The sequence below is a fragment of the Cytobacillus oceanisediminis genome, from assembly GCF_004366035.1.
GTDB classification, from domain to species: Bacteria; Bacillota; Bacilli; order Bacillales; family Cytobacillaceae; genus Cytobacillus; species Cytobacillus oceanisediminis_C.
Genome location: NZ_SOEE01000004.1, coordinates 194,342 through 210,492 on the forward strand (window position 1 = coordinate 194,342; position 16,151 = coordinate 210,492).

The following is a 16,151-nucleotide window of genomic DNA, read 5'->3' on the forward strand; positions in this document are numbered from 1 at the left end:
GGAACTCAGCAGAAGCAGTCTGTCTTTTGCTGTGCTCTTATACCCTCTTTGCGAATCTGGCAAGGAGGGTTTTTTAATTAAATGAAGAGGAGAGATTGGCATGCATAAGCCTATTCTGGATATAAAAGATGTTCCAAAACCGGCCCATTGGCTGACATTAAGTATACAGCACTTATTCGCAATGTTCGGAGCCACTATACTTGTACCTTACTTAGTAGGATTAAATCCTGCCATAGCTTTAATCTCAAGCGGACTTGCAACCATCGCTTTTCTCATCATAACAAAATGGCAGGTACCGGCATACTTGGGATCCTCCTTCGCATTCATTGCTCCGATCATCGCAGCAAAAGCTGCTGGCGGCCCGGGTGCTGCCATGATCGGAAGCTTTATGGCAGGACTCGTATATGGAGCCATAGCATTGATCATCAAAAAAGCAGGCTACCGCTGGATTATGAATCTGCTTCCACCAATCGTGGTCGGCCCGGTTATCATTGTAATCGGTTTGGCATTAGCAGGCACAGCAGTCGGTATGGCCATGAACAACCCTGAAACGGGTGAATACAGCATGCTGCATTTCTCAGCAGCGCTCATCACTTTAGGTGCAACAATCATATTCTCCATCTATGCAAAAGGAATGCTCAGCATGGTGCCGATTCTTGCAGGTATCATTATCGGGTATGTATACTCACTGGCTGTGGGCCTGATAGACTTCTCGCTTGTACAGCAGGCAGCCTGGTTCGAAATGCCGGAATTCCTAATCCCGTTCGCTGATTATGAAGTGAGGATAACCCTAGATCTGGCACTTCTAATGATTCCGGTGGCTGTTGTGACAATCTCTGAACATATAGGCCATCAGCTTGTCCTTGGAAAAGTGGTTGGGAGAGACTATATTAAAGAACCGGGTCTTCATCGCTCCATTCTTGCTGATGGAACAGGTACAATGATCTCGGCATTAATCGGGGGTCCGCCAAAGACAACTTACGGTGAAAACATTGGTGTACTGGCCATTACGAAAATTTACAGTGTCTATGTACTGGCAGGTGCTGCAGTCATCGCCATCATCTTCGGATTCATTGGCAAGGTAACAGCACTGATCAGCTCGATCCCTACTCCAGTAATGGGAGGCGTATCGATCCTGCTGTTCGGGATCATCGCTTCATCAGGATTAAGAATGCTTGTTGACAGCAAAGTGGATTTTGGAAACAACCGTAACCTGGTTATCGCATCAGTCATCCTTGTACTCGGAATTGGCGGAGCCCATATTGAAATTTGGGCATTCAAATTGGAAGGGATGGCACTGGCAGCGATCAGCGGTGTTCTCCTGAACCTGATTCTCCCTGGAAGAGAAGAGGCTAAGGAAGATATGTTTGAAGCTGAAAACGAAAAAAAAAATAATGTAGCTTAACGCTTTTTAACTAAGTCCCGAGAGGCTTATAAGGGTGTTGGCGGCAAACAGGCTATACGGGAACAGTGTATCCGTATATCTGGCTGCCTCAACTTTGCAGCACCCTGACCAAATCGGCAGGGTGTTTTTTTTGAAGAGGAGGAAAAAAATTGAAACATTTGCTCACTACCTCAGAGTTGGAAATTAAAGAAATCAATAAAATACTTGATGATGCGCAATGCTTTTTAAACGGCGGAACCTGGACTCCTGAACAAAAGGTTTTTGTCGCCAACCTCTTTTTTGAGAATAGCACAAGGACAAAATGCAGCTTTGAAGTAGCTGAAAGGCGGCTTGGACTGGACATAATCCCATTTGAAGTCAGCACGTCAAGTGTATCCAAGGGTGAATCATTATACGATACGGTAAAAACACTTGAAGCAATCGGTGTGCATGCAGTCGTTATTCGTCATAGCCAGGACCGCTATTTTGACGAATTGACAGGAAGAAGCGGTGTTTCCATTCTGAATGCAGGGGACGGCTGCGGCCACCATCCAACACAATCACTGCTTGACCTGCTGACAATTAAACAGGAATTCGGTTCCTTTGAAGGATTAAAAGTAGCCATCATTGGTGATATTGCCCATAGCCGTGTCGCAAGATCCAATGCAGATGCACTTGTGCGGCTCGGTGCGAAGGTTGTTTTCTCTGGTCCCAAAGAATGGTTCAATGAAGAATTGCTTGAAAATGGCATGTATGAAGATGTTGACACAGCTGTTGAAACCGCTGATGCTGTCATGCTGCTGAGAATCCAGCATGAGCGGCACGAATCCAAAGCGAATCAAACGGCTGAAGAATACCACCAAGCATACGGCCTTACAGAAGAACGTGAAAGAATAATGAAGCCAAACAGCATTATCATGCATCCAGCCCCTGTAAATCGGGGTGTAGAAATAGCAGATTGCCTGGTGGAATGCGAGCGTTCCAGAATCTTCAAACAAATGCAAAATGGTGTGTACATCCGAATGGCTGTACTAAAAAGATCGATTGAACATATTGAAGGGGGAGCTAATCATGTCAACATTAATCAAAAATGGCCAGTTGCTTACTAAAGAAGGGAACTTTGTAAAAACTGACATTTACATAGAGTCAGGAAAAATCGCCGGGATAGGTGCAGGTATCGGGGAAAAGGCATTGGAAGTGATTGATGCAGTGGGCTTATTGATTGCACCAGGCTTTATAGATCTGCATGTACACTTGCGTGAACCTGGCGGTGAAAAGAAAGAGACCATTGAAACTGGCACAAAGGCAGCAGCAAAAGGCGGTTTTACGACGGTTGCAGCGATGCCAAATACCCGGCCTGTACCCGATGCGAAAGAACAGCTTGAAAAATTGAACAGCCGTATTGAAGAGACTGCGTCGGTCAAGGTTTTGCCGTATGCATCGATTACAATTCGTGAGCTTGGCCAGGAATTAACAGATTTTAAAGCACTGAAAGAAGCTGGAGCGTTTGCTTTTACAGATGATGGAGTTGGGGTGCAATCAGCAGCCATGATGCTGCAGGCAATGAGGAATGCCGCAGAGATCAGCATGCCGATTGTTGCGCACTGCGAAGAAAATACCCTCATTAACAAAGGTTCCGTACATGATGGAGTTTTTGCTAAAGAGAATGGTTTAAATGGTATTCCTTCGGTCTGTGAATCAGTGCAAATCGCAAGGGATGTACTCCTTGCTGAAGCTGCTGGCTGCCATTATCATGTCTGCCACATCAGCACGAAAGAGTCTGTCAGGGTGGTAAGAGATGCAAAGCGGGCAGGCATCAAGGTAACGGCCGAAGTGACACCTCATCACCTCCTTCTATGTGAAGAAGATATTCCAGATTTGGATGCAAACTTTAAAATGAATCCTCCACTAAGAGGGGCAGATGACCGAGCTGCCTTAATCGAAGGATTACTGGACGGCACGATTGATTTTATCGCGACCGACCATGCTCCTCACACAGCAGCAGAAAAAGAAGAGGGGATGGAACTGGCGCCTTTTGGGATTGTTGGACTTGAAACAGCCTTCCCGCTTCTATACACACACTTCGTCGAGAAGGGGATATTCACCCTAAAACAGCTGATTGATTATTTAACAATCAAGCCAGCAAAGGCATTCGGCATTCAATCAGGAAAATTGGAAGCAGGTGAAATCGCTGATCTTGTCCTGCTTGATCTAAACCGCCAGGAACAGATTGACCCTGCTCAGTTCTTATCAAAAGGGAAAAATACGCCATTTACTGGCTGGGATTGTAAAGGCTGGCCAGTTATGACTTTAGCAGAAGGAAAAATTGTTTGGAACAGAGGGAGTGTAAAAGCATGAAAAAACAACTGATTCTGGAAGACGGAACAATTTTTATTGGAAAAGGGTTTGGAAGCGATACGAATTCTATTGGAGAGGTAGTATTCAATACAGGAATGACGGGTTATCAGGAAATTCTCTCTGACCCTTCCTACTGCGGTCAAATTGTAACATTGACATACCCTTTAATCGGAAATTATGGAATTAATCGAGATGATTTTGAATCCATCTCCCCAGCAATCTCCGGGTTCATTGTTAAAGAAGCAAGCGAGTATCCTTCAAACTGGAGAAATGAACAATCAATTGCTGAATATTTTAAGATGAAAAACATCCCCGGAATTGCTGGGATTGATACTAGAAAATTAACAAGAATTATCAGGCAGCATGGTACGCTGAAAGGTGCTATTTGCAGCATAAGTGAAAACCCGGAATTAATCATTGAAAAACTGCGGGCAACCAAGCTGCGAAACGATCAGGTTAAGCAAGTTTCAACAAAGACACCTTATCCAAGCCCAGGCCGCGGCAGAAGGGTAGTCCTTGTAGATTTCGGCATGAAACACGGTATATTAAGAGAATTAAACAAACGGGATTGTGATGTGATTGTTGTACCATATAATACAACAGCTGAAGAAATACTCAGCATGAGCCCGGATGGGGTTATGCTTTCAAATGGGCCCGGAGATCCGAAAGATGTTCCGGAAGCAATCACAATGATTAAAGGTCTGTTAGGAAACGTTCCGATTTTTGGGATATGCCTGGGACATCAGCTTTTTGCCCTTGCATGTGGTGCCAATACAGAAAAAATGAAATTCGGCCATCGCGGTTCAAACCATCCGGTTAAAGATTTGCAATCCGGAAAAGTAGCATTAACATCTCAAAACCATGGATATTCAGTGGAAAAAAATTCTGTTACCGGTACTCCTCTGGAAGTAACACATATTGCATTAAACGATGGAACGATTGAAGGGTTAAAACATAAAGAAGTTCCGGCGTTCACTGTGCAATATCACCCTGAGGCTTCACCGGGACCAGAGGATGCAAATGGATTATTTGAACAATTCCTGCAAATGATTGAATCACATAAAGAGGAAGGTGCTGCAGCATGCCAAAGCGTACAGATATAAAAAGCATTTTAGTTATCGGATCAGGACCAATTGTCATCGGACAGGCAGCAGAGTTTGATTATGCCGGAACACAGGCCTGCATTGCATTGAAAGAGGAAGGATATCGCGTCATCCTTGTAAATTCCAATCCTGCTACCATCATGACAGATACTGAAATTGCCGACGCAGTATATATAGAGCCGCTTACGCTGGAATTCGTCAGCCGCATCATCCGAAAAGAACGCCCTGACGCCCTTGTACCTACTCTTGGAGGACAGACAGGGTTAAACCTGGCAGTAGAGCTTGCTGAATCAGGTGTATTGGAAGAATGCGGGGTTGAAATCCTCGGTACAAAATTATCTGCTATTCAAAAAGCGGAAGACAGGGATCTTTTCCGAAGTCTGATGAATGAACTTGGTGAGCCGGTGCCTGAAAGTGAAATAATCCATAACCTTGAGGAAGCATATAAGTTTGTAAATAGGATTGGCTATCCGGTCATCGTACGACCTGCTTTTACATTAGGGGGAACAGGCGGGGGAATCTGCCACGATGAAGAGGAGTTAATCGAAATTGTGACAAGCGGCCTGAAGAACAGTCCTGTAACACAGTGCCTGCTTGAAAAGAGCATTGCGGGCTTCAAAGAAATTGAATATGAAGTGATGCGAGACTCCAATGACAATGCAATTGTTGTCTGCAATATGGAAAACTTCGATCCTGTAGGTGTCCACACAGGTGATTCCATTGTTGTAGCTCCAAGCCAAACTTTGAGTGATCGTGAGTATCAGCTGCTAAGAAACACTTCATTAAAAATTATCCGCGCTCTTGAGATTGAAGGAGGATGCAATGTTCAGCTGGCACTTGATCCGGATAGCTTCAATTATTACATCATTGAAGTTAACCCGCGTGTGAGCCGTTCATCGGCACTAGCATCCAAGGCAACAGGATATCCGATTGCCAAACTGGCAGCCAAGATAGCGGTGGGGCTGACACTTGATGAAATGATGAATCCTGTGACAGGAAAAACTTATGCCTGCTTTGAACCGGCATTGGATTATATTGTTTCAAAAATTCCACGCTGGCCGTTTGATAAATTTGAATCTGCGAACCGTTCGCTTGGGACCCAAATGAAGGCTACAGGTGAAGTGATGGCGATAGGGCGCACATTTGAAGAATCTCTTCTGAAAGCAGTCCGTTCACTTGAAGCAAACATTTATCATCTTGAGCTGAAGGACGCTGACCAAATTTCGAATGAATTGATCGAAAAGCGGATTCGAAAAGCAGGCGATGAACGTTTGTTTTATATCGGAGAAGCCATCAGAAGGGGAGTTACCATCGAGACGATCCATGAATGGAGCAGGATTGATTTATTTTTCCTTCATAAGATTAAGAAAATCATAGATTTTGAGAGTGTATTAACAGAGAAACCATTTGACCCTGAAACAGGGAAAGCTGCAAAGGAAATGGGATTTGCCGATCTGGTAATTGCCAGGCTGTGGAATTCAAGTGAAATGGAAGTATACAGCTGGAGAAAAGAACATGCCATTGTACCGGTTTATAAAATGGTTGATACATGTGCAGCAGAATTTGAATCTGAAACACCGTATTTCTATGGAACTTACGAAGATGAGAACGAATCGGATGTAACTAACCGCAAAAGCGTTGTTGTTCTTGGCTCAGGTCCTATCCGGATTGGCCAGGGAGTGGAGTTTGACTATTCAACTGTCCACGCAGTATGGGCAATCAAGGAAGCAGGTTATGAAGCAATCATCATAAATAATAATCCGGAAACTGTTTCTACTGACTTTAGCATCTCTGATAAGCTATATTTTGAGCCGCTCACGATTGAAGATGTTATGCACATCATTGATCTTGAGAAGCCAGAAGGTGTAGTTGTGCAATTTGGCGGACAGACAGCGATTAACCTTGCAGCAGATCTGGTAAAGAGAGGCGTGAAAATTCTCGGAACTTCTCTTGAAAACGTAGACCGGGCAGAAGACCGGGATAAATTTGAGCATGCCCTTGCAGAGCTGGACATTCCGATGCCAAAAGGAAAGACTGCCTTATCAGTGGAGCAGGCAGTTGCGGTTGCTGGTGAAATCGGTTATCCCGTAGTAGTCCGTCCATCATATGTACTTGGCGGAAGAGCCATGGAGATAGTATATAAAGAAGCCGAGCTTCTTCATTATATGGAGAACGCTGTTAAAGTAAATCCAGAGCATCCAGTATTGATCGACCGGTATCTGACTGGGAAGGAGATAGAGGTGGACGCCATTTCGGATGGAGAAAATGTGCTCATTCCAGGCATCATGGAGCATATTGAAAGAGCTGGAGTACACTCGGGAGATTCCATTGCCGTCTATCCTCCTCAAAATATATCAGAAGCAATCAAAGACAAGCTTGTTGAGTATACCGAGAAGATGGCTAAGGGCCTTGGCATTATAGGTCTCCTGAATATCCAGTATGTAGTGGCAAAAGGGGAAGTATATGTCCTGGAAGTCAACCCGCGTTCAAGCCGGACGGTTCCTTTCTTGAGCAAGATTACAAACGTGCCAATGGCCAAAATCGCCACGAAAGTTATCATGGGCCAAACATTGGCTCAGCAGGGCTGCGGATCCGGCCTCCTGCCGGAGAGAAAAGGCGTGTTTGTAAAAGTCCCAGTGTTCTCATTTGCGAAATTAAGAAGAGTAGACATCACTTTAGGGCCTGAAATGAAGTCAACTGGAGAAGTTATGGGCAAAGATTCAACGCTTGAAAAAGCCCTTTATAAAGGCCTTGTTGCTTCCGGTATGAAAATCCAGCCGTTTGGAACGGTACTAATGACTGTCGCAGATAAGGATAAGGATGAGGCGCTGCTGCTGGCAAAGAGATTTGTATCCATCGGCTACAGGCTAATGGCAACGAGCGGAACAGCATTATTCCTTAAATCTGCCGGCATTCCTGTAAAAGTGACTGGAAAGATCGGCTCAGAAGGGCCAAACCTTCTGGATGTCATCAGAAATGGCGAAGCACAATTTGTTATAAATACTCTAACAAAAGGAAAGCAGCCTGCCAGAGATGGCTTCCGCATCCGCCGTGAATCGGTGGAAAATGGCGTGCCATGTCTTACTTCCCTGGATACGGCAGAAGCAATCCTTCAAGTAATCGAATCGATGAATTTCTCAGCAGATGCGATGGATAAGCCAGAACAAGTCCGGGAGGCGGTTTTATCTTGATCAGACAGGAACAATGCACTGTAATATCGCAAAATAAACTTGCCGAAAATATTTACGAGCTCACCCTTCAAGGTGAGCTTGTTCATGAAATGAAAGAGCCCGGGCAATTTGTGCATTTGAAAATATCCGGGGGTTATGACCCGATGCTAAGAAGGCCGATCAGCATTGCAGAGATTTTACCTGATGAAAGCCGGTTTAAGATGATATATCGTGCTGAAGGCCGGGGGACGGTGATGCTTTCAGAAAAAAAACCTGGCGATTACGCAGATGTATTGGGGCCGCTGGGAAATGGGTTTCCTATCAGTGAAGCTGGCCGGGGGGATACAGCACTTCTTGTGGGAGGAGGAATCGGAGTCCCCCCTCTTTATGAGTTGTCCAAACAGCTTGTAAGCCATGGTGTTAAGGTGATACATGTCCTTGGTTTTCAGTCAGCAAGTGCCGTTTTCTATGAAGAAAAGTTTGCTCAGCTGGGCGAGACCTATCTGGCTACAGTTGATGGAAGCGCAGGAACGAAAGGCTTTGTTACAGATGTTATTAATAAATTTAAGATTAATTTCGATGTTTTATATTCATGCGGCCCGACGCCGATGCTGAAGGCGCTTGAAAATCAATACTCTCATAAAACCGTATACCTTTCATTGGAAGAACGGATGGGCTGCGGCATCGGGGCGTGCTTTGCATGCGTTTGCCATACAGGGGATGATCCTGATGGATACAGTTATAAAAAAGTCTGCAGTGACGGACCGGTCTTTAAAGCAGGGGAGGTAGTTCTATGAACTCATTAAATGTCAGTCTGCCTGGACTGGAATTAAAAAATCCAATTATGCCTGCATCAGGATGCTTTGGCTTCGGAAGAGAATTCAGCCAGCTGTATGATTTGAGCCAATTGGGTGCGATCATGATCAAGGCGACAACCTTTGAGCCCCGTTTTGGAAATCCAACACCAAGAGTGGCTGAGACTTCAGCAGGGATGCTGAATGCGATAGGACTGCAGAATCCGGGACTGGAAAAAGTGGTGAATGAAGAACTGGTCTGGCTTGAACAATGTAATGTACCGATCATTGCCAATGTAGCCGGTTCGCAGGAAGAAGATTATGTTGCGGTTGCCAAAAAAATTTCTGCAAGCCCTAATGTGCATGCGCTCGAGCTCAACATCTCCTGTCCGAATGTAAAAACAGGCGGAATTGCCTTTGGGACTATCCCGGAAATTGCTAAAAACCTAACGAAAAAAGTAAAAGAGGTTTCAGAGGTTCCTGTCTATGTGAAGCTTTCACCAAATGTCACAAATATTGTAGAAATGGCGAAAGCAGTGGAAGATGGCGGAGCTGACGGTTTAACGATGATCAACACGCTTGTTGGCATGAGAATCGATCTAAAAACAGGCAATCCGATTTTGGCAAATAGAACAGGGGGACTTTCAGGGCCGGCCATTAAGCCTGTCGCGCTTAGGATGATTTATGAAGTGAGCCAGCAGGTGTCCCTTCCGATCATCGGAATGGGCGGCATTGAATCTGCAGAGGATGTCATCGAATACTTCTATGCAGGTGCAAGTGCAGTAGCGGTTGGAACAGCTAACTTCGTAGATCCTTTTGTGTGTCCGAAAATTATCGATAGGCTGCCCGAACTTATTGAAAAGCTGGGATATGAACATATTTCAGAATGTATTGGAAGGAGCTGGAAAAAGCATGAAAAAGCCGCTCATTATTGCTCTTGATTTTCCAGGGAAAATGGAAGTTAATCATTTTCTAAAAAACTTTGAAAATGAAAAATTATTTCTAAAGGTCGGCATGGAGTTATTTTACCAAGAGGGTCCTTCCATCGTTCACGATTTAAAAGAACAAGGGCATGAGATTTTCCTTGATCTCAAGCTTCATGATATTCCTAATACCGTTAAAAGTGCCATGAAGAGACTTGCCGGGCTTGGCTGCGATATGGTTAATGTCCATGCCGCAGGAGGAAAAGCCATGATGGAAGCAGCACGTGAAGGACTAGAAGCCGCAAGTTCAGGGAAAAGGCCATCTTGTATTGCTGTGACGCAGCTGACAAGCACATCCGAACAGCAAATGAAATCAGAGCAATTAATTCCTGCTTCATTAAACGAATCTGTTCTTCATTATGCCAAGCTTGCCAAAGAAGCAGGACTTGATGGGGTAGTATGTTCAAGTTTTGAAGCAAAGGAGATAAGTTCGCGAATAGGATCTTCCTTTTTGACTGTAACACCGGGAATACGCCTGTCATCTGACGACTCCGGAGATCAGAAAAGAGTGGCAACACCTGAATTCGCCAGAAAGGAAGGGGTTTCCGCAATTGTAGTAGGCCGATCGATTACAAGAGCGGAAAATCCATTTGAAAAATATATTGAATGCAAGCAATCCTGGGAGGGCGTTCTAAATGAAGCGTAAAATAGCAGAAAAACTATTAGATATAAAAGCAGTTGCATTAAATCCAAACGATCCATTTACATGGTCTTCAGGATTGCGTGCTCCACTCTATTGCGATAACCGTCTTACATTGTCATACCCTGAAGTTAGAAAAGAAATAGCTTCGGGCCTTCAAGCAATCATTCTGGACAAATTTCCTGAAGCAGAACTAATTGCAGGTACAGCAACAGCAGGCATTCCGCATGCTGCCTGGGTAAGTGACATTATGGAACTGCCTATGTGCTATGTCCGCTCAAAGGCTAAGGGCCATGGGAAAGGCAAACAAATTGAAGGAAAAGCTGACAAAGGCCAGAAGGTTGTTGTTGTGGAAGATCTAATTTCAACAGGAGGAAGTGCCATCACTGCTGTCAAGGCTTTAAGAGAAGCGGGCTGTGAAGTGCTGGGTGTTGCAGCTATCTTTACATACCAGCTGGAAAAAGGAAAGGAAATGCTGGACGAAGAAAAAATCGAAGCATATACCCTGACCGATATTGAAGCTCTGACAGAAGTAGCCGTTGAAAATGGCTATATCCAAGAAAAGGATATGAAGAAGCTGGTTGAATGGCGAAAAGATCCTGAAGAGTGGGGAAAAGTAACACAATAAAACAGTTTTTGATAATGAAAAAAGCAAGCATCTGAGCTTGCTTTTTTCATTTATTTACAGACTTTGCTTTAATGACAGCACAGTTTCTTCATCAGGCGTAACGTAAACTGTCTGCTGATGGTCATATATGACAAATCCTGGTTTCGCTCCACTTGGTTTTTTCACATGCCGGACTTGGGTAAAGTCAACGGGTACTGAACTGGAATTACGGGCTTTGCTGAAGTATGCCGCCAGAGATGCAGCTTCAAGAATGGTATTTTCTGCCGGTTCCTTGCTTCGGATAACCACATGTGAACCAGGGATATCCTTTGTATGCAGCCAGATCTCATCCCTTGCAGCCAATTTGTTCGTTAAATAATCATTCTGCTTGTTGTTTTTTCCAACCAATATTTCCGTTCCGTCTGTGGAGGTATAGCGGTCAAGAACAGGCTTGAGGTTCTGCTGTTTTTTGCTGCCTCGTTTTTGCCTTTCTCTAATATAACCGCCTTCAACAAGCTCCTCTCTAATTTCGGCAATGTCTCTTGTTGATGCAGTTTCTACTTGCTGCAGAAGAGAATCGAAGTATGACGCTTCCTCTTCGGCTTTCTTAATTTGCTCTTTTACAGCAATTACGGCATTTTTTGCTTTTTGGTATCTTGTAAAATATTTTTGTGCATTCTCTGAAGGAGTCTTCTGTGGATCCAACTGAATGGTAACCGCTCCGCCATTTTCATCGTAATAATTGATGACTTCCGCTTCCTTCATCCCCTTTTGAATCGCATAAATATTGGCTGTGATCAATTCTCCATACAATTGATGTTTATCGGCATTTTCTGCTTCATGCAGGGTTCTTTTCAGCTTCTCAATTTTTTTCTCATTCTTTTCTTTCTCATTTACTATAAAACGTTCAAGGTCATTGGATTGCTGTTTGACCCGGTCTCTTTCCGCTTTTCCAAAATAAAACCGGTCCAGCATTTCGCTCAAGGAATTAAATTCCCTGCTACCCCCTTTTATATGCTGGAGAGGCAATAAATAAAAGCTTTCCTTTTGTTCACCTGCTGTAATGGCCGGCCTTATGGAATGTTCCTTTAGGGAGTCTATTAAGTGCTGGAAGGCATTTGGAACAGTTGTCCTGTTTATAAGACCAGCTTGGTGTATTACTTCTTTTGCAAAAAGCGGTGAAATTCCAGCGAAGCTCGCTACAAGCTGTTTATCCACTCTTCCGCTGTTAAAGTCGATCTTACGAAGTAAATCGTCTTTGTCTGCCTCGAATGGATTCATTTTATCCTGGGACGGAGGGAGAATGTACTCCTGTCCGGGCAAAATAGCACGATGGCTATTAACTGCATAAGATACATGTTTGACGCTGTCGAGAATAATATTGCGGGATTTATCCACAAGTGTAATATTGCTGTGTCTGCCCATTATCTCAACAATCAGCTGTTTATAGGATGTATCACCAATCTCATTCCTGCCTTTAACTTCAAACACGATTATACGGTCAAGCCCGATTTGATGGACATCTTCAAGTATGTATCCTTCCAGATGTTTTCTTAAAAGCATGCAGAACATCGGGGGCTCTGATGGGTTTTCGTGTGCTTCATTGGTAAGCTGGACTCTCGCATAGCTTGGATGGGCTGACAGCAAGAGCCTGTGATTCCGACCATTTGCCCGCACAACTAAAATAATTTCATTCTTATAAGGCTGCTGAATCTTATTGATTCTGCCGCCCTTTAAAGTATCTATAAGCTCTTTCGTCATTGCTCTTGTAAACAAACCATCAAATGACATATTGGAACATCCTCTTCTATTAAAAATAACAGCCTATCACTTGCTGCAGATATACATTATTCTTTCATTTAAATCATAAAAATCAAGTTTTAAGGCTTGGCTTAATGTCTTCGCGAGGCACTTCGGGTTTTCTAATACTGTCTAGCTCCAGGCGCCATCGGCACGAGGTCATAAACCAATCCGTCCAAAAGGTTTAAGAACAACCTTTCAGCCGGCTCGTCTTATGCTTGAGGCTCGCAGGATGCGGGTCATGCAGACGTTGCCACAGGACGTGGCGGTTTTAGTCTGCGTTCCTTTATAAGCCGGCGCCTTCCGCTTTTCTAATAATAATAGCATTTTTTTGGACAGGGCTGAATATGCTTTCTTTAGAGTGAGATTGGACAACTCTGCTTCACTTGATTTACCAGAAGAAGCAGGACGGTCTGCCATCTGGCGGATTCTCTTAAAGTCTGGCTGTGAGTGCTGATGAATTTTATTACTATTGTATCCCTTCTCCATGCAGCTCATGGCTTTTCTCAAACCACAAAGGAGGAAGTGTGATGTCCGGATGAAGTTCCATGAAATGAATGAAAGGGAGGTTGAGCAAGCCTTAAATACAGATATTAAGGCGGGCTTAACAGAGGATGATGTAAAAAAACGGCATAAACAATATGGTTATAATGAGTTGAAAGAGGGAGAAAAGCAGTCGGCTTTACTCTTATTTTTTAGTCAATTTAAAGATTTCATGGTTCTTGTCCTATTAGCAGCGACCTTAATATCAGGGCTGCTTGGTGAATATATTGATGCAATTGCCATTATTGCAATTGTAGTCATAAATGGCTTCTTGGGCTTCTTTCAGGAGAGGAAAGCCGAAAAGTCTTTGCATGCACTTAAGGAATTATCAGCACCTCAAGTTATTGCTTTGCGTGAAGGACAATGGAAGAAGATCCCCTCCAAAGAAGTGGTGGCAGGAGACCTATTGAAATTTGCAACAGGAGACAGAATTGGAGCAGATATTAGAATCGTAGAGTCCAATAGCCTGGAAATTGAGGAATCCGCTTTGACCGGAGAATCTCTGCCTGTCCAAAAGAGGACCGGTTCCTTGAAAACTGCTAATCTGGCAATTGGGGATATGGAGAACATGGCTTTTATGGGGACTATGGTAACCCGTGGCAATGGGCTGGGCGTAGTTGTCGGAACCGGGATGAATACGGCTATGGGACAGATTGCTGATCTTCTGCAGAATGCGGAAACGATGACAACTCCGCTTCAGAGAAGATTGGAACAGCTGGGCAAAATCCTCATTACGGCAGCGATTTTACTGACTGTTCTTGTCGTTGTGGCTGGTGTGGTGCAGGGGCAGGAATTATATACAATGTTCCTTGCCGGTGTTTCCTTGGCAGTAGCAGCCATTCCAGAAGGGCTCCCGGCCATCGTGACGGTAGCTCTGTCTCTTGGTGTACAAAGAATGATAAGAAAAAAAGCAATCGTGCGGAAGCTTCCAGCGGTTGAAACACTGGGCTGTGCATCTGTGATATGCTCAGATAAAACTGGGACTATGACTCAAAACAAAATGACTGTTACACATCTCTGGAGCGGCGGGAAAGAGTGGAGAGTAGATGGTATCGGCTATGAGCCGCAAGGCCATTTTTATAGAAATGAGAATCAAGTTGAACCGAAAAGTGATAAAGCACTCCAGCAAATGCTGATGTTTGGCATGTTATGCAACCATGCTGAAATACAGCAGAAAAATAATGAGTTTGTGATTGATGGAGATCCAACAGAAGGGGCTCTGCTAGTAGCGGCCATGAAGGCGGGCTATAACCGGAGCAGTCTGTTAAACCAATTCCAGATTATCAATGAGTTTCCGTTTGACTCTGTCCGAAAAATGATGAGTGTGGTGGTAAAGGATCATAACGGAAGGCAATTTATTGTAACCAAGGGAGCACCCGATGTATTAGTCGGGAAGAGTGAATCGGTTCTTTGGGAGGGAAAGCGGCAGATTCTTTCGAGGGAGCTCTCAGGTGAAATTCAGGGAGCGATAGAAGATCTTGCTTCTCAAGCCTTGAGAACGATAGCGATTGGCTTTAAGGAAATCCCCTCAAAAAATGTCATTCTTGATGAAAAAGAGGCGGAGAAGGGATTAACATTTATCGGGCTGCAGGGGATGATTGATCCGCCAAGGCCTGAGGTAAGAGAAGCAGTCAAGGAGTGCAAGGAAGCAGGAATTAAAACGATCATGATTACAGGAGATCATGTGATTACAGCACAGGCGATTGCCAAGCAGTTAGGCATTTTAACACAAGGCTCAAAAGTCCTTCAGGGCAAGGACCTGGCAGAGATGGCGGTTGAAGAACTTGAAGATGTGGTTGAGGATGTCGCAGTATTTGCCAGAGTATCGCCTGAGCATAAATTAAAAATTGTAAAGGCTCTCCAGAACAGGGGCCATATTGTTGCCATGACAGGGGATGGAGTCAATGATGCCCCGGCCATTAAAGCAGCAGATATCGGAATATCAATGGGCATTACTGGGACCGATGTTGCCAAAGAGGCATCCGCTCTGGTACTGCTCGATGACAATTTTGCGACCATAAAAGCCGCGATAAAAGAAGGAAGAAATATTTACGAGAATATTCGAAAGTTTGTCAGATATCTGCTTGCATCCAATGTTGGTGAAATTCTGGTTATGCTGTTTGCTATGCTTCTAGCCCTTCCGCTGCCGTTAGTGCCAATTCAGATTCTTTGGGTGAACCTTGTAACGGATGGCCTTCCTGCAATGGCTCTGGGCCTTGACCAGCCAGAGGAAAATGTGATGAAGCGGAAGCCGAGGAGTCCCAAGGAAGGTGTATTTTCTAGAGGGCTTGGCTGGAAAGTAGTGTCCAGAGGGTTTTTAATTGGCCTTGTGACATTACTTGCGTTCATTTTTGCCTATAGGGCAAATCCGGAACATCTTGCGTATGCACAGACAGTAGCATTTGCCACATTGGTAATGGCACAGCTGATTCATGTATTTGATTGCCGCAGTGAAAAATCTGTGTTCTCAAGAAATCCTTTCGGCAATAAATATTTAGTCTGGGCAGTCATCTCGTCCCTTGCTTTAGTGCTGGTTGTCATATACTATCCGCCGCTTCAGCCAATTTTTCACACCGTCCCAATTGAATTGCGTGACTGGTTTATGATCACAGGACTCTCAGCTGTACCAACATTTTTACTGGCAGGCACATTTTTGGCAAGAAAAACAAAATGAAATATGTTATAATCCTTTAGGTAGTAGAGAAGAGCTCTATTACCTTTCTTTTTTGAGCAAACATATAAATCTCCATTTAATAAATGGCTTTTGTC

12 protein-coding genes are annotated in these 16,151 nt (G+C 44.2%); 10 read left to right on the top strand and 2 right to left on the bottom strand.

Annotated elements, in window-relative coordinates:
• The first annotated feature begins 100 nt into the window (after positions 1 to 100).
• The 9 genes from DFO72_RS11805 to pyrE all read left to right on the top strand — a co-directional run bounded on the left by DFO72_RS11805 (position 101) and on the right by pyrE (position 11,060).
• Entirely contained in the window at positions 101 to 1,405 is a 1,305-nt protein-coding gene (locus DFO72_RS11805; RefSeq protein ID WP_113881882.1) for a solute carrier family 23 protein, read from the top strand.
• A 149-nt stretch (positions 1,406 to 1,554) separates the two neighbouring features.
• A complete protein-coding gene (locus DFO72_RS11810) occupies positions 1,555 to 2,493 on the top strand; it encodes an aspartate carbamoyltransferase catalytic subunit (protein WP_113881883.1) in 939 nt (312 codons plus the stop codon).
• The gene (locus DFO72_RS11815; RefSeq protein ID WP_113881884.1) at positions 2,456 to 3,742 is read left to right on the top strand and encodes a dihydroorotase; all 1,287 of its coding nucleotides are present in this window, start codon (positions 2,456 to 2,458) and stop codon (positions 3,740 to 3,742) included. The genes DFO72_RS11810 and DFO72_RS11815 overlap by 38 nt, the downstream gene beginning before the upstream one ends.
• Entirely contained in the window at positions 3,739 to 4,845 is a 1,107-nt protein-coding gene (locus DFO72_RS11820) for a carbamoyl phosphate synthase small subunit (protein WP_113881885.1), read from the top strand. The genes DFO72_RS11815 and DFO72_RS11820 overlap by 4 nt, the downstream gene beginning before the upstream one ends.
• On the top strand, positions 4,824 to 8,036 hold the full coding sequence (gene carB / locus DFO72_RS11825) for a carbamoyl-phosphate synthase large subunit (RefSeq protein ID WP_113881886.1): 3,213 nt from the start codon (positions 4,824 to 4,826) through the stop codon (positions 8,034 to 8,036). Before DFO72_RS11820 ends, carB begins: the two co-directional genes overlap by 22 nt.
• A complete protein-coding gene (locus tag DFO72_RS11830) occupies positions 8,036 to 8,812 on the top strand; it encodes a dihydroorotate dehydrogenase electron transfer subunit (protein ID WP_279587082.1) in 777 nt (258 codons plus the stop codon). Before carB ends, DFO72_RS11830 begins: the two co-directional genes overlap by 1 nt.
• Positions 8,809 to 9,750: a dihydroorotate dehydrogenase gene (locus DFO72_RS11835; RefSeq protein ID WP_113881888.1), complete on the top strand. Its 942-nt coding sequence runs from the start codon at positions 8,809 to 8,811 to the stop codon at positions 9,748 to 9,750. Before DFO72_RS11830 ends, DFO72_RS11835 begins: the two co-directional genes overlap by 4 nt.
• Positions 9,722 to 10,438, top strand: coding sequence for an orotidine-5'-phosphate decarboxylase (pyrF, locus tag DFO72_RS11840; protein ID WP_113881889.1), 717 nt, complete (start codon positions 9,722 to 9,724; stop codon positions 10,436 to 10,438). Before DFO72_RS11835 ends, pyrF begins: the two co-directional genes overlap by 29 nt.
• Entirely contained in the window at positions 10,428 to 11,060 is a 633-nt protein-coding gene (gene pyrE, locus DFO72_RS11845; protein WP_113881890.1) for an orotate phosphoribosyltransferase, read from the top strand. The genes pyrF and pyrE overlap by 11 nt, the downstream gene beginning before the upstream one ends.
• A gap of 54 nt (positions 11,061 to 11,114) precedes the next feature.
• On the opposite strand, the gene DFO72_RS11850 is transcribed toward pyrE, so the two are convergent.
• Together DFO72_RS11850 and DFO72_RS11855 are read right to left on the bottom strand one after the other, a co-directional pair.
• On the bottom strand, positions 11,115 to 12,830 hold the full coding sequence (locus tag DFO72_RS11850; RefSeq protein ID WP_113881891.1) for an Rqc2 family fibronectin-binding protein: 1,716 nt from the start codon (positions 12,828 to 12,830) through the stop codon (positions 11,115 to 11,117).
• A gap of 207 nt (positions 12,831 to 13,037) precedes the next feature.
• A complete protein-coding gene (locus DFO72_RS11855; RefSeq protein WP_134177243.1) occupies positions 13,038 to 13,337 on the bottom strand; it encodes a hypothetical protein in 300 nt (99 codons plus the stop codon).
• 40 nt (positions 13,338 to 13,377) lie between these two features.
• On the opposite strand from DFO72_RS11855, the gene DFO72_RS11860 reads away from it, so the two are divergent.
• Positions 13,378 to 16,056: a calcium-translocating P-type ATPase, SERCA-type gene (locus DFO72_RS11860; protein ID WP_113881893.1), complete on the top strand. Its 2,679-nt coding sequence runs from the start codon at positions 13,378 to 13,380 to the stop codon at positions 16,054 to 16,056.
• Positions 16,057 to 16,151: the final 95 nt, after the last annotated feature.